The 14,193-nt window shown below is 69.5% G+C and carries 12 protein-coding genes; 8 read left to right on the top strand and 4 right to left on the bottom strand.

Features of this window, described 5'->3' with window-relative positions; genetic code table 11:
- Nucleotide 1: 1 nt before the first annotated feature.
- From LT965_RS10425 to LT965_RS10415, 3 genes are read left to right on the top strand one after another with little or no spacing between them, the layout of a single operon-like run.
- Nucleotides 2-1,114, top strand: coding sequence for a branched-chain amino acid ABC transporter permease (locus tag LT965_RS10425; protein ID WP_232700738.1), 1,113 nt, complete (start codon nt 2-4; stop codon nt 1,112-1,114).
- A complete protein-coding gene (locus LT965_RS10420) occupies nt 1,098-1,880 on the top strand; it encodes an ABC transporter ATP-binding protein (RefSeq protein ID WP_349292026.1) in 783 nt (260 codons plus the stop codon). The genes LT965_RS10425 and LT965_RS10420 overlap by 17 nt, the downstream gene beginning before the upstream one ends.
- Nucleotides 1,873-2,583: an ABC transporter ATP-binding protein gene (locus LT965_RS10415; RefSeq protein ID WP_232700736.1), complete on the top strand. Its 711-nt coding sequence runs from the start codon at nt 1,873-1,875 to the stop codon at nt 2,581-2,583. The genes LT965_RS10420 and LT965_RS10415 overlap by 8 nt, the downstream gene beginning before the upstream one ends.
- A gap of 13 nt (nt 2,584-2,596) precedes the next feature.
- On the opposite strand, the gene LT965_RS10410 is transcribed toward LT965_RS10415, so the two are convergent.
- On the bottom strand, nt 2,597-3,037 hold the full coding sequence (locus tag LT965_RS10410; protein WP_232700735.1) for a hypothetical protein: 441 nt from the start codon (nt 3,035-3,037) through the stop codon (nt 2,597-2,599).
- A 117-nt stretch (nt 3,038-3,154) separates the two neighbouring features.
- Between LT965_RS10410 and LT965_RS10405 the strand changes: the two genes are divergently transcribed.
- Nucleotides 3,155-4,168: an AIR synthase family protein gene (locus tag LT965_RS10405; RefSeq protein ID WP_232700734.1), complete on the top strand. Its 1,014-nt coding sequence runs from the start codon at nt 3,155-3,157 to the stop codon at nt 4,166-4,168.
- Here LT965_RS10405 and LT965_RS10400 read toward each other — a convergent pair whose 3' ends face one another.
- Together LT965_RS10400 and LT965_RS10395 are read right to left on the bottom strand one after the other, a co-directional pair.
- Complete coding sequence (locus LT965_RS10400; protein ID WP_232700733.1) at nt 4,169-5,347, bottom strand: hypothetical protein; 1,179 nt, start codon at nt 5,345-5,347, stop codon at nt 4,169-4,171.
- Between the two features lie 61 nt (nt 5,348-5,408).
- Entirely contained in the window at nt 5,409-5,810 is a 402-nt protein-coding gene (locus LT965_RS10395; protein ID WP_232700732.1) for a hypothetical protein, read from the bottom strand.
- 161 nt (nt 5,811-5,971) lie between these two features.
- Between LT965_RS10395 and LT965_RS16725 the strand changes: the two genes are divergently transcribed.
- Nucleotides 5,972-7,402, top strand: coding sequence for an ATP-binding protein (locus LT965_RS16725; RefSeq protein WP_432419297.1), 1,431 nt, complete (start codon nt 5,972-5,974; stop codon nt 7,400-7,402).
- Nucleotides 7,403-7,409: 7 nt separating this feature from the next.
- Here LT965_RS16725 and LT965_RS10385 read toward each other — a convergent pair whose 3' ends face one another.
- On the bottom strand, nt 7,410-8,039 hold the full coding sequence (locus LT965_RS10385; RefSeq protein WP_232700731.1) for a hypothetical protein: 630 nt from the start codon (nt 8,037-8,039) through the stop codon (nt 7,410-7,412).
- Nucleotides 8,040-8,429: 390 nt separating this feature from the next.
- Here LT965_RS10385 and mutS point away from each other — a divergent pair, with 390 nt between their 5' ends.
- From mutS to LT965_RS10370, 3 genes are all read left to right on the top strand, one after another.
- Entirely contained in the window at nt 8,430-11,114 is a 2,685-nt protein-coding gene (gene mutS, locus LT965_RS10380) for a DNA mismatch repair protein MutS (RefSeq protein WP_232700730.1), read from the top strand.
- 335 nt (nt 11,115-11,449) lie between these two features.
- The gene (locus LT965_RS10375) at nt 11,450-13,000 is read left to right on the top strand and encodes an alkaline phosphatase family protein (RefSeq protein ID WP_232703577.1); all 1,551 of its coding nucleotides are present in this window, start codon (nt 11,450-11,452) and stop codon (nt 12,998-13,000) included.
- Nucleotides 12,990-13,988 (top strand): GNAT family N-acetyltransferase, encoded by a 999-nt coding sequence (locus tag LT965_RS10370; protein WP_232700729.1) that lies wholly within the window; start codon nt 12,990-12,992, stop codon nt 13,986-13,988. The genes LT965_RS10375 and LT965_RS10370 overlap by 11 nt, the downstream gene beginning before the upstream one ends.
- The last annotated feature ends 205 nt before the right edge of the window (nt 13,989-14,193 follow it).

The raw sequence follows: 14,193 nt of genomic DNA, 5'->3' as shown, positions 1-14,193 counted from the left end.
CGTGGCCGACGAGACGCAAGCCACGGCCTTCGAGGCCGACGACCGCGACACCGACGCACTCGCCGAACGCGTCGTCACGTGGTTCATCGGTCTCGTCGTAGCGGCGCTGCTCCTCGGCCTCGCCGTCGGCCTCGTCTCGCCGGCGTACCTGCTGTACCTCGTCTCGCTGGCGGCGATGTTCGGACTGCTCTCGCTGGGGCTCAACGTCCAGTGGGGGTACACCGGACTCATCAACTTCAGCGTCGCCGCGTTCTTCGGCATCGGCGCGTACATCCCGGCGCTGCTGTCCGCGAGCGGGTCGCCGCTCCCCTGGGACGTCTCGCCCATCCTGGGACTGTTCGCCGCGATTGTCGTCGTGGTGCTGCTGGCGCTCGCCATCGGCATCCCGACGCTGAGCCTGCGCGAGGACTACCTCGCCATCGCCAGCCTCGGCCTCGCAGAGGTCGTGCGGCTGTTCTTCCGCAACCAACAGAACTGGACGATGGGGACGTCCGGACTCGGCGGCATCCCGACGTTCTTCGAGGGCGTGCCGTTCCTCGGGACGTTCGCCCAGGAGATGCCGACCGTCGACCTGGGCATCTACACGCTCGGCTTCCAGTTCTGGAACAGTCTGCTGAACTTCCTGCTGGTCGCCGCGTTCGCCGTCGGCGTCTACCTCGTGCTCCGGCGCGTCCACCGCTCGCCGTGGGGTCGCATCCTGCGGACCATCCGCTCGGACGAGGAACTCGCCGAGGCCCTCGGGAAGAACACGTTCTCGTTCCGGATGCAGGCGTTCGTCATCGGGAGCGTCGCGATGATGTTCGCGGGCGTCTTCTACGCCTACTCGAACTACTACCTCACGCCGGGCATCTTCAACCCGATCTACACGTTCTACGCGTGGATCGCGGTCATCCTCGGCGGCAGCGGGTCGAACCGTGGCGCGCTGTTCGGCGGCGCCGTGATCGTGTTCATCACCGAGGGGACGCGGTTCCTCGGACTCGGCGCGTCGTTCCGGCTGTTCTCGGTCGGCCTGCTCATCATCCTCATCATGCGGTTCCGGCCACAGGGTGCGCTCCCACCGAAGAAGGAGCTCATCTGGCCGAGCGCCCACGAGGGAGGTGAGCGCAGTGAGTGACCCCGTCCTCCGCACGGAGAACCTGCGGAAGACCTTCGGCGGCCTCACCGCGACCGACGACGTCTCCATCGAGGTCGAACGCGGCACCATCACCGGGATGATCGGTCCGAACGGCGCCGGGAAGTCGACGCTGTTCAACCTCATCTCGGGGTTCTACGAGCCGGACAGCGGCGCCGTCTACGTCAACGACACCGACGTGACCGACGCCGCGCCCCACGAGATCACCGACGCCGGCCTCGTGCGGACGTTCCAGACCCCGAAGAAGCTCGAGGGGATGACCGTCCGGGAGGCGATGCTCGTCGGCCCGCAACACCAGCTCGGCGAGTCCGTCGTCCAGCTGTTCACGAACCCGGGCGCGGTCCACGACGAGGAACGCGCGAACCTCGAGCGCGCCGAGGAGATGCTCGAACGCTTCGAGATCGACCACCTCGCGCGCCAGCCGGCCACCGACATCTCCGGCGGCCAGCTGAAACTCGTGGAGCTCGCGCGGGCGATGCTCGCGGAACCCGACCTGCTGTTGCTCGACGAACCCGTCGCGGGCGTCAACCCGACGCTGGCGAACAAGCTCGCGGACCTCATCGAAGAACTCAACGACGAGGGCATCACGTTCCTCATCATCGAACACGACATGGGATTCATCATGGACCTCGCGGACCCGATCATCGTCCTCAACCAGGGCGCCGTCCTCATGGAGGGGACGCCGACCGAGGTGCGCGGCGACGACCGGGTCATCGACGCGTACCTCGGAGGTGGGACCAGTGAGTGAGCCCGTCCTCGACGTCGACAGCGTCGACTCGGGCTACGGCGACGTGCAGGTGCTCGACGACCTCTCCCTGCACCTCGACCAGGACGAGATCGTCTGCCTCATCGGCCCGAACGGCGCCGGCAAGTCGACCGTGCTGAAGACGGTGTTCGGCCTGCTGGACGTCTGGTCGGGGTCGGTGACGTTCCGCGGCGAGGACATCACCGGCACGGAGCCGGCAGACCTCGTGCGCCGTGGGATGGGCTACGTCCCCCAGGTGGACAACGTGTTCTCCTCGATGACCATCGACGAGAACCTCCGCATGGGCGGCGTCTCCCGCGAGAGCGGCCTCGACGAGGCCATCGACCGCCTGTACGACCGCTTCGACATCATCGAGGAGAAACGCGACAAGAAGGCGAGTACGCTCTCGGGCGGCCAGCGGCAGGTGCTGGCGTTCGCTCGCGCGCTCGTCACCGAACCCGACGTGTTGCTCATCGACGAGCCGTCGGCGGGGCTCGCGCCGAACATCGTCAGGGACGTCTTCGAGAACGTCCAGACGGTGAACGAACTCGGGACGGCGATCCTGATGGTCGAGCAGAACGCCACGGAGGGGCTGGGCATCTCCGACCGCGGTTACGTCCTCGACCAGGGCCAGGTGCGCTTCGAGGACGACGCCGCCGCCCTCCTGGAGAACCCGGAGGTCGGCCAGCTCTACCTCGGCGGCTGACCCCGCCACCCCACTACTTCGCCAGCACGCTCCCGAAGAGGTACGGCGCGACCAGCAGCGTCAGCGGCACGAGTATCCACACCTGCCCGGCGAACACGTCGTACTGGCCGAGCGTCACGGAGACCGGTGTCCCTTCGGCGGCACCGACGAGGAACTCGAAGCCGACGGTGAGCAGCGTCCAGCCGACGCCGACGAGCAGGAGTTCCGTGTCCGTGTACGTGGTCCCGGTCGTCGTGAAGTACGCGCCGGCGACCGCGAGGATGGCGGTGACGAGCACGAGCGTGCTGAGGACGTGGCCGGGGTACTCCCCGATCCGTGGGATGATCACGGTCTCCCGGAACACGCCGTTCGCCACGGCGAGCACGGCCATCAGCACCCAGACGCCGAGTGGGCCGACGAACACCGCCGGTCGGACGGACTGTGCAGAGACGGCGGGCGTCGAACTGAGTGGCATGCCAACACGTTCGCCAGCCGAGACGAAAACTGTTGCCTGGATTCCCCCCGCTCGGGACCGACCGGCCGCTCGCGGCGATTCGCGGGGCTACTTGAGGCGGCGGTTCGAACGCCCGGTATGGACGACGGGAAAGCAAGCCGGGAGTTCTTCGCGGACCACGTCGCGGGCCGGACGGGCGCCGACCGCGCGGACGTCCGCCTCGGGCCGACGTACGGCGCGGACTTCGGCGTCGTGGACGTCGGCGACCGGGTGCTGGCGCTGGCCACCGACCCCGTGTTCGTGCTGCGCGAACTCGGTGTCGAGCGGGCGGCGTGGTTCGCGTTCCACATCTGCGTCAGTGACGTGGCGCTGTCGGGGCTGCCGCCGGCCCACCTCTCCGTGGCTCTCAACCTCCCGCCGGGGACGAGTACGGAGACGTTCGACGCCATCTGGGCGGTGTTCGACCGGGAGGCCCGCGAACTCGGCGCGAGCATCACGACCGGCCACACCGGCACCTACGAGGGCTGTGCGTTCCCCACCGTGGGCGGCGCGACGGCGCTCGCGGTCGGGGACCCGGCAGACCTCGTGGTGCCGACCGGCGCCCGGCCCGGCGACCGCGTGGTCGTCACGAAGGGACCGGCTATCGAATCCGTCGGCATCCTGGGCGTGCTGTTCGGCGACGACCTCCCGCTGGACGACGACGTCGTCGCGGCCGCGAGAGCGCGATTCGACGAGGCGAGTCCCGTCCGGGACGCGCTCACGGCGGCCGCCGCCGGGAACGTCACCGCGATGCACGACGCCACGGAGCGCGGCCTCGCCAACGGCCTCCACGAACTCGCCGCGGCCAGCGGCGTCTCGCTGGCCGTCGAACGGGAGCGCGTGCCGGTCGGCGCGGGCGTGCGGGAGGTCTGCGAGTACTTCGGGATGGACCCGTGGACGGCCTCCAGCGAGGGGACCGTCGTACTCACCGTCGCGCCCGACGACGTAGACACCGTGCTCGGCGCACTCGATTCGGAGGGAATCCGCGCCGCGGACGTCGGCGCCGTCGAGGCGGGCGCGGGCGTCACGGCCGACGGCGACCCGCTGGCGGAACCCGACTCCGACCCACTGTGGCCGGCGTACCAGGCCGCCCGCGAGCGGTTCCGGGGGTAGCTACGCCGAGATCGTGACGTTACCGGATGCCGACGCCGTCTCCACGAACGACTCGCTCCCCGCGAAGACGACGACAGTCTCGTCGTCGAGGCGAGTCGTCCGGAACGCCTCGGTGTCCGTCTCGTTGCCGAGGGTGCGTGCCGCCGCGGCGAACTCGTCGGCGTCGGCGGACGTGTCCCAGCGAGTCACCCACGCGATCGAGCGCTCCCAGTCCTCCTCGAAGACGACGACGCGGTCGTTACCCCACCCCTCGCTGGCGTTCACGGCGCGGTCCTCCCCGGTGGCGTCCCGGAGCGTGATCCGCGTGACGAGTTCGCCCACGCGACCGGTCGGCGACTGCACGCGCTCGAACTCCTCGGACTCGGTCGTCACGTCGAGGGGCGCGGGGTCGTCGGTGTCCCCGGGGTGGAGGACGTTCTCGGTCGTCCGGGGCGCGTCGTCGTACACCGCCGCGAGGTCCGCGGGGTCGTCGATGGTGGCGTTCACGTACTCGAAGCCGAAGCGGTACTGGCCGTAGACCACACGGTCGCCCGAGGACCCCGCGGCGTACCGCTGGGCGATGTGTTCGGACTGCAGCGTGAGGTTCGGGAGGTGCTCGCGGGTGTAGTCGTCGGTGACGTAGACGGCGCCGCCCTCGACGAGCGCGCGGCGCGCGAACCGCTCGTCGAGGGAGACCCGACCCAGCGAGAGGCCGCCGAACCACGGCACCATCTCCTCGCGGACCTGCGCGACGTGGACGAACTCGTGGGCGAGCACCTGTTCGAGGCGGGCGGGCCCGGCCTCGGCTGGCGAGAGGTAGACCCGCGCGTCGAGGGTCGTCAGCCCCGCCGGGTCGTCGGTGTCGAGGTCCGGGTTCGAGACGCCGAACACGCGGAAGAACGGCACCTGGCCGTAGTCCGCGGTCTTGTAGCTCGTGAGGTCGCGGACGACGACCCGCGTCCCCGGGTAGTCGCCCTCGACGAGCGTCTCGACGCGCTCGAACGTCTGGTTCGCGTCGACGTCGAGGTCACCCTCGACTACCTGGACGCTCTGTTCCGGCCGTTCGTCGGTGGTCGTCGTCTCGTCGACCGACGGTTCGTCGGTCGCTTCCAGAACCGGGCTGTCGGCAGTCGGCGCGGTACAACCGGCGAACAGGAGGAGGGCACACGCGAACACGACGCGGAGACGCCCGGCAGTCATACCGTCCGGTTCGGGGAGCAGTCACTAACTGGTTGTGGTCGTTCGCGTCACCTGCCGGGAGTCAGGCCGTGAACTCCCGCCAGTGGTTGAGTCCCCAGTAGACGGTGCCGGTGCAGACGAGCGCGGCCGCGACGAAGTAGAGGACGAGGCTCGTGCCGAGACGCCCCGGGTCCCGGGCGCCGTAGATGACACCCTCGCCGCCGAGTGCGAGCAACGCGAACCCGAGTACGGTGACCGCGACGGTCGAGGTGAGAATCGGGACGCCGCCCTCCTCGGGGTCCTCGAGCGTGACGAGCGTCGCGACGAAGACGACGGCCCCGCCGAGCGCGTAGAACGGGACGCGTCCCGCCGCGCCGCTGGCCAGCCCCTGGGCGAGTGCGACTACCCCGACGAACGCCGCCGTCAGCACCACCGTCGAGAGCGCGACTAGCCCGACGGCCTGCCGCAGGTACGTACGGTCCATCTCGTCTCTGACTCGCCGAGGCGCGAGTTAAGTCTGGTGGGGACTGCACGATGCGCGTCGTGCGACCGCGGACCGGGCGAGTCCACAGTTCCGACGGTCGGTCGAGCGGGTCCGAACGGACAGGAAGCCTATATCCCCGGGGGTGTAACAAAGCTCCCAGCATGGTACAGCGCGGCGACGAACTGGAGGTGACCGAGGGCGACGTGACGCTGCCGGCGACCGACGTGCTCACCGGCAGGGGGTTCGTCACTGGCAAGTCCGGCTCCGGGAAGTCGAACACGGCGAGCGTGCTCGTCGAGGAGCTCCTCGACCACGAAGCACGCCTCCTCATCGTCGACACGGACGGCGAGTACTACGGGCTCAAGGAGCAGTACGAGGTGTTGCACCTGGGGGCCAGCGACCGCTGTGACGCCGTCGTCGGCGCGGGCGACGCGGAGAAGATAGCGGACATCGCACTGTCGGATGGTGTGCCGGTCGTCCTCGACGTCTCCGGCTTCCTGGAGGGCGACGTGGCCGACCGACTGGTGTACGAGGTGACGAAGCACCTGTTCTCGCGGGCGCGGGACGTCAGACAGCCGTTCCTCCTGCTCGTCGAGGAGGTCCACGAGTTCGTGCCCGAGAAGGGCGGCCTCGACGACGTGGGCGAGATGATCGTCAGGGTCGCCAAGCGCGGGCGGAAGCGCGGCATCGGGCTCTGCGGGATGTCCCAGCGCCCCGCGTCCGTGGACAAGGACTTCATCACGCAGTGCGACTGGCTGGTCTGGCACCGCCTCACCTGGGCGAACGACACGAAGGTCGTCGACCGCATCCTCGGCGGGTCGTACTCGACGGACGTCGAGATGCTGGACGACGGCGAGGCGTTCCTGATGGCGGACTGGGAGGAGGGCGTCCAGCGCGTGCAGTTCCGCCGCAAGCGCACGTTCGACGCTGGCGCGACGCCGGGGTTCGGGGAGGCCGACACGCCGGACCTGAAGCCCGTCGACGAGGCGTGGCTGGAGCACTTCGGGACGACCGCCTCGGACGTCGAGCCGTTACCCACCGTCGACGTCGCCGACAGTCCGTCCACCGCCGACGCGGACAGCGAGACTATCGAGAGCGTGGAGGACGACGAGGCTGACGAGACCGAGGACTACGACGAGACCGAGATCATCGAAGCGCACGAGGTCACCGAGGGTGGCCCCAATCGGGACCCGGGGCCTGCCGTGCCGGCGCAGACCGCCGGTCCGACGCAGCCGGTGTCCGCCGACGACCCGCGGAGCGCCCTCCTGGAGTTCGGGCAACTGGTCGCTCACGTCGGGTTGGTCGGGGTCCGCCGGACGGCCAGTGGGCTGTCGGTGCTCGCTCGCGAGGGCGGGAGGGCCGCCGACCGGGGCGTCCGCTGGCTCGGCCGGGAGCTCCGGGAGTTCGGCGGCCGGGCGCTCGACGCCGTCGACGGTGGCGACCGCCAGCCCGCGGTGCCGACGGTGCAGTCCGTCGAGCCCGAGAGCGAGTGGCTGCGGCACAGCGAGCGTCCCGTCGCGGACCGGCTGGTCGGGCTCGCGGCGCTGGTCGCTGCGTCTGCGCTGGCCTACCTCGCGATCGTCGTCGTCTAAGAGAGAACTAGTCGAGCGCGCGCCGCCGCACGAGCAGGTACACTGGTCCGGCGACGACTGCCGAGAGCAGGACCGCGAGGACGAAGCCGCCCGCCAGGTAGGGGACGACCGGCGGTTCGACCTCGCCACGGATCACGGGCACGAGGTAGTACAGTTCCAGGACGCAGGCGCCCCCCAGTACGTACAGCCATGAGTTCGGCTGCCAGTCGGCACCGGTGGCGGCGAGTCGCCTGGCGTCCCGGAACAGCCAGAGGGTGCCCGCGAGGCCGACGAGGAAGTACGGGACGAGAACGACGTACGGCAGGAGGGTCGGTGCTCCCGCGGTACCGGTGTCGAACAGCTCGAACCCGAACAGCAGGCCGGCCGCGAGGCCGACGAGGGTGAGCGCGAACGGGGCGAACGCCAGCCACGCGAACTCGTCGAGCGTGTCGCTACTCGCACCCGGGTCACGTCCGTACTCGCGGTCGGTGCGCCCGACCTCCGTCGCGGCCGTCGTCCGCCCGCCGTCGGGCACAGCCCTGACCGGGGTGGCGGTCGCTCCCGACGGCCACGCCACCTCGACGCTGTGGTCGCCGTCGAGGCGTCGCAGTTCGTACCGTCTGGTGCTGTCGTCGTCCTGTATCGTGACCGTTCCCATTGTGCTCCCTCGTGGGCCCACCGAGTCTTCTCGGCGCCAGCGTCGCCACTACGCCTGGGCAACGTTTTTGGTACCGGAGTGAGAAGGACAGGTGTCCTACCAGCTGCCCTTTCTCGGTGCTGTTCCCTACGTTGGGTTAGTCCCAACTCAGTCGCCACCAATGAAGGTTATTCAACGGTACTGACCTATCACAGATAGCTCGTTCCAAACTCCCTGACTGCGACCCAACGGGCGCATTCCTACTAGATTCGTTACGATAGCTCGTTGCCGGTGTCGGCGCGCCCTCTCCCGTTCGGCGTTCGCTCGCCCCCCCGAAGCGTGGACTACCGACCCGGAGGCTTCTTGTCCGCTCCCGCACGACCACGGGGTGATGAGTACGCGGAGGACCCCATGGGCGTAGTCGAGGAGTTCCTCGACCTGAAGGCGGAGACGGACGCCGACCTGCTCGCGATGCAGGTGGGGGACTTCTACGAGTTCTTCGCCGACGACGCCCGGGCGGTCGGCGACGCCCTCGACCTGAAGGTCTCCGAGAAGTCGAGCCACGGCGCCTCCTACCCGATGGCGGGCGTCCCGGTCGACGACCTGACGCCGTACCTCGCGGCGCTGGTCGAGCGGGGGAACCGGGTCGCCGTCGCCGACCAGCGCGACGACGACGCCGACAGCATCGAGCGGGAGATCACGCGCGTCGTCACGCCCGGCACGATGCTCGAATCGACGGGCGCCGAGGCTCGCTACCTCGCCGTCGTCGTGCGAGACGACGACTGGGGGCTGGCGTTCGTCGACGTCACCACGGGCCAGTTCCACGTCACTGACGCGGCCAGCGAGGCCGACGCGTTCACCGAACTCCACCGGTTCGCGCCCGAGGAGGTGCTCCCCGGCCCCGACCTGCGCGGCGACGACGCCGTCCTCTCGGCGCTCCGGGAGCGCACGGACGCGACGCTGACGCTCCACGAGGCGAGCGCGTTCGCCCCCGGGAAGGCGACCCACCGGGTGCGCGAACAGTTCGGCGACGGCGCCATCGACAGCCTCGGCGTCGACCGCGAGAGCGCGGCAGTCCGGGCGGCGGGCGCGGCCATCGGCTACGTCGGGGACACAGACGCGGGCGTGCTGGCCTCACTCACGCGACTCCAGCCGTACCGCGCGGACGACCACGTGGAACTGGACGCGACCACGCAGCGCAACCTCGAACTGACGGCGACGATGGCCGGGGACGGCGAGGGGTCACTGTTCGACACTCTCGACCACACGGTGTCGGCGGCGGGCGGCCGCCACCTCGAGTCGTGGCTGGTACGCCCGCTGCAGGACCGCGCGGAACTCGACCGCCGGCAGGCCGCGGTGGCTGCGCTGGCCGACGCGCCGCTCGCGCGCGACGCGCTCCGGGACTCGCTCGGGGAGACGTACGACCTCGAACGCCTCGCCAGTCGGACGGCGGGTGGTCGTGCGGACGCCACCGACCTCCTGCGGATCCGGCGCACGCTGGCGCTGCTCCCGGAGCTCGCGGACGCGCTGACGACCGACCCCGCCCTCGCCGAGTCGCCCGCCGCCGACGTGCTGGCGCGCGTCGACCGCGAGGCGGCCGCGGGCCTCCGCGACGAACTCGACGACGCGCTCGCCGCGGACCCGCCGAAGACGCTGCGGCAGGGCGGCCTGCTCCGCGAGGGCTACGACGACACCCTCGACGAACTGCTCGCCGAGCACCGCGAACACGAGCAGTTCCTCGACGGCCTCGCGGACCGCGAGAAAGACAGCCTGGGGGTCACCCACCTCCAGGTCGACCGGAACAAGACCGACGGCTACTACCTCCAGGTCGGGCGCTCGGAGACCGACGCCGTCCCCGAGGAGTACCGCGAACTGAAGACACTGAAGAACTCCAAGCGGTACACGACCGAGGAACTGGAACGCCGGGAGCGCCGCATCCTGCGCGTCGAGGAGGAGCGCGCGGACCTGGAGTACCGCCTCTTCTGTGACCTCCGGGAGCGCGTCGCCGAGCACGCCGAACTCCTCCAGGACGCGGGCCGGGCGCTCGCGGAACTGGACGCGCTGGCGAGCCTCGCGGAGCACGCCGCCGCGAACCGCTGGACGCGCCCCGACCTCGTCGACGGCGACGACCTCGACGTCCGGGGTGGGCGCCACCCTGTCGTCGAGCAGAGCACGGAGTTCGTACCGAACGACGTGGAGTTCGGCCCGGATCGGCGCTTCCTCGTCGTCACCGGCCCGAACATGAGCGGGAAGTCGACGTACATGCGCCAGGTCGCGCTGATCGTCCTGCTCGCGCAGGCCGGGAGCTTCGTCCCCGCGGAGTCGGCACGCGTCGGCCTCGTCGACGGCATCTACACCCGCGTCGGCGCGCTCGACGAACTCGCGCAGGGCCGCTCGACGTTCATGGTGGAGATGCAGGAACTGAGCCGCATCCTCCACGCCGCGACCGAGCGCTCTCTCGTCGTCCTCGACGAGGTTGGCCGCGGCACCGCGACCTACGACGGCATCAGTATCGCGTGGGCGGCCACCGAGTACCTCCACCGCGGCGACGGCCTGCTCGCGGCGGGCGACGCTCGCGGGCCGAAGGTGCTGTTCGCGACCCACTACCACGAACTCACCTCGCTCGCGGACCACCTCGACAGGGTGGAGAACGTCCACGTGAGCGCCGACGAACGGGACGGCGACGTGACGTTCCTCCGGACGGTCGAGGAGGGGGCGGCCGACCGCTCCTACGGCGTCAACGTCGCCGAACTGGCTGGCGTCCCCGAGCCCGTCGTGGAGCGCGCCGACGAGATCCTCGACCGACTCCAGCGGGAGCAGGCCGTCAGCGTCCGGAGCGGGGACGGGGACTCACGGCAGGTCGTCTTCGACGTGGAGACGGGCGAGATGCGAACTGGGTCGACCGGGGAGCGCCAGCGTGACGCCTCGACCGACGGGTCGGAACCGACCGGGTCGGAGACGGCTCCGCGAGACGGACTCAGCGAGGCGGAACGTGCGGTGATCGCCGAACTCCGGGAGGTGGACGTCGACAGCGTGGCGCCGCTCGAACTGGCTGGGCGCCTGCAGGAGTGGCAGCACCGCCTCGACGAGGAGTGAGGGGGCAGTCCGGACGGGGAGTGAGGAGGCAGGTCAGCGTCGCCGGCCTGCCCCCGGGCTCGACCGTCGGAGTAAGCGGTGCGTAACGGCCCGTTACCGGGCAGCTTCGCCGAGATACTCGACTCTCGGGCGGCACGATTCGGTGCCGTCCGACGGGGCGAGTAGACCGACGCTGTCTGTGGGTTTCGGCGAAGGCCTTCGGGGTGGCCCGGGAACCCACTGTATAACTATGAACAGTGTCGGTGAAGGCGACACGTGTGAGTCGTTACGACAAAGATGAACTGCAGACACTACTGGTGGGGCTCGACGGCGCCTGTCTCCCTGTCGTCGAGCCGATGGTCGCCGAGGGAAGGCTCCCAGTACTCGGAGACCTCCTGGAAGGGGGTGTAGCTGGACCGCTCGAGTCCCAGGTGCCGCCGTGGACCCCGAGCGCGTGGCCGTCGCTGTACACCGGCGTCAATCCGGGTAAACACGGCGTGTTCGACTTCCTCACGTTCGACGGGTACGACTGGGACGTGGTCAACCGGACACACGTCCGAGAACACGCGCTCTGGGAACTGCTCTCCGAGCGCGGTCGCAGCAGCGTGGTGGTCAACGTCCCGGTGACGTCGCCGCCGCGGGAGTTCGACGGTGCCCTCGTCCCCGGCTACGTCGCCCCGGAGTCGCCGTCGTGTCACCCGGAGGGGTTGCTCGAAGAGCTCGACGCCGAACTCGGCGAGTACCGGGTGTACGCACCGTCGGACGCCAGTGGCGACGACGAGATCGAGTGGTACCGGCGACTGACCCGGATGCGCGGCGAGGCGTTCCGGTATCTGGTCGAGGAGTTCGACCCCGAGTTCGGGTTCGTCCAGTTCCAGCAGACTGACAGCGTCTTCCACGAACAGGACGGCGACCCGGAGGCCGTCCGGGCCGTGTACGAGGCCGTCGACGAGCAGATCGGACAGATCCTCGACGCACACGACCCCGAGACCGTCATCGTCGCCAGCGACCACGGTATCGGCGAGTACACTGGCTACGAGTTCCGCGTCAACGAGTTCCTCCGCGAACGCGGCTACGTCGAGACAGAGGGCGGTCGGGGCGGGATGCCCACCTGGGGGAACGTCGACCCGGCGACCATCGGGAGCGACCACGGCGACGAGTCGACACTCTCCGAGCGCCTCCTCAGGACGGCGGCGGGGTTCGGGCTGACGAGCCAGCGCATCGGTGCCGTCGTCGACCGACTCGGTCTCACCGACCTCGTCCTCGACCACGTTTCGTCCGACGCGGTGCGCGCCGCGACCGAGAGCGTCGACTTCGAACAGTCCACGGCCTACGTGCGCTCGCGGACGGAACTCGGCGTCCGAATCAACCTCGAGGGGCGGGAGCCGGCGGGGGTCGTCCCTCCCGACCAGTACGAGGCGGTCCGCGAGGAGCTGATCGACGAACTCGCGGCCGCCCAGACGCCGGAGGGCGACCCCGTCTTCGAGGCGGTCGGTCCCCGAGAGGAGTACTTCCAGGGACCGTGCGTCGAGGACGCCGTCGACATCGTCACCGTCCCTGCGGGCTTCGACCACCACCTCTCCTCGCTACTGAGCGGGGGGCAGTTCGGCCCCGTTCCCCAGCCGTGGAACCACAAGCGCGACGGACTGTTCGTCGCGCACGGACCGACTGTCGACCAGAGAGCGACTCTCGACGGGGCGCACCTCTTCGACGTGGCACCGACGGTCCTCTCGTCGCTCGGCGTCCCCCCGAGCGACACGATGGACGGCGAGCCACTCCGAGTCGTGGACTCCTGCCCACCAGACGAGTACCCGACCTTCGACGCATCGACGACGACGAATACCGCGGACGAGGGCGTCGAACGACGCCTCGCCGCGCTCGGCTACCTCGACGACAATGAGCATTGACATCCGGCCCCTCGACGACGACGAACGGTGGAACGAACTGATCGAAAAGGCGCCGGATAGCACGCCGTTCCACAGAGCCGAGGCGCTGGACACGCTCGAGAAGCACGGTGACGCCACCCTCTACCCACTGGCGGGGTTCAAGGGTCAGGAACCCGTGGGACTGTTCCCCGTGTTCACCGTCTCGAAGGGGCCGATGACGGCCGCGTACTCGCCGCCGCCGGGGTTGAAGGTGTACAACCTCGGCCCCGTGCAGCTGAACGTCGGGAAGCTGAAACGCCGGAAGCGAGACCGCCGCCACCGGCGGTTCATCGAGGGGGTCATCGAGTGGGTCGAGCGCGAGGAGTCGCCCCGGTACTGGAACTTCCGGACGACGTTCGACTACGAGGACTCCCGCCCGTTCGACTGGAACGGCTACGAGGTCGAGCCCCGGTACACCTACCTCGTGGACCTGGACACGTCGCCCGACGAGTTGCTGGGGCGGTTCAGCTCCGACCTCCGGCGGAACCTCAGCAAGGAGTACGACGTCGACTACGAGATCGCCGAGGAGGGGCCACAGGCTATCGACGACATCGTGGAGCTGACTCGCGAGCGCCACCGGGAGCAGAACGAAGATTTCCCGGTGACGGCAGCGTACGTTCGCGAACTCGCCGACCGGCTCCCCGAGGGGACGATCCGGCCGTACGTCTGCCGCATCGACGGCGAGATCGCCGGCGGGCTCATCGACCTCGAGTCCGAACACACCGCAGGTGCGTGGATCGCCAACGGGAAGACCGACGCGCCGATCCCCGTGAACGACCTCCTCGAGTGGCAGGTGTGTCTGGACGCGATGGACCGGGGACGGACCGCCTTCGACCTCATGGGCGCGAACCACGAACGCATCTACTCGTACAAGGCGAAGTTCGCGCCGACCCTCGTCCAGTACTTCAGCGTGAAGAAGTGGCCGCCCGGGCTGAAGACCGCCACGGGGCTGTACCAGGCAATCCGGTAGCGCGGCCGACCACGGCACCCCGCCGAGTTCGCGCCGCGACTGCGGTGGGGTCTCCGCGACGAACGTCGACGAGTTAGCGTCAGTCGAGTTGTAGTCGACGGTCCCGGCGGTAGAGAACTGTCCTGTGGCCCGAACGCGACATGTCCACACAGAAGACTTATTCTTCGCGCTCGAAACGTAACTTCCATGACATCGACGGTGTCCG

Source organism: Halobacterium wangiae, assembly GCF_021249345.1.
In the GTDB taxonomy this organism is placed as follows: Archaea; Halobacteriota; Halobacteria; order Halobacteriales; family Halobacteriaceae; genus Halobacterium; species Halobacterium wangiae.
Note: the sequence above shows the minus strand (reverse complement) of the source record. Positions and strands in the feature narration are given on the sequence as shown.

Excerpts from the sequence above, each read along its gene's own strand:
- LT965_RS10410 (WP_232700735.1), bottom strand. The coding sequence starts at position 3,037 with ATGCCACTCAGTTCGACGCCCGCCGTCTCTGCACAGTCCGTCCGACCG.
- LT965_RS10405 (WP_232700734.1), top strand. The coding sequence starts at position 3,155 with ATGGACGACGGGAAAGCAAGCCGGGAGTTCTTCGCGGACCACGTCGCG.
- LT965_RS10400 (WP_232700733.1), bottom strand. The coding sequence starts at position 5,347 with ATGACTGCCGGGCGTCTCCGCGTCGTGTTCGCGTGTGCCCTCCTCCTG.
- LT965_RS10395 (WP_232700732.1), bottom strand. The coding sequence starts at position 5,810 with ATGGACCGTACGTACCTGCGGCAGGCCGTCGGGCTAGTCGCGCTCTCG.
- LT965_RS16725 (WP_432419297.1), top strand. The coding sequence starts at position 5,972 with ATGGTACAGCGCGGCGACGAACTGGAGGTGACCGAGGGCGACGTGACG.
- LT965_RS10385 (WP_232700731.1), bottom strand. The coding sequence starts at position 8,039 with ATGGGAACGGTCACGATACAGGACGACGACAGCACCAGACGGTACGAA.
- mutS (WP_232700730.1), top strand. The coding sequence starts at position 8,430 with ATGGGCGTAGTCGAGGAGTTCCTCGACCTGAAGGCGGAGACGGACGCC.
- LT965_RS10375 (WP_232703577.1), top strand. The coding sequence starts at position 11,450 with ATGGTCGCCGAGGGAAGGCTCCCAGTACTCGGAGACCTCCTGGAAGGG.
- LT965_RS10370 (WP_232700729.1), top strand. The coding sequence starts at position 12,990 with ATGAGCATTGACATCCGGCCCCTCGACGACGACGAACGGTGGAACGAA.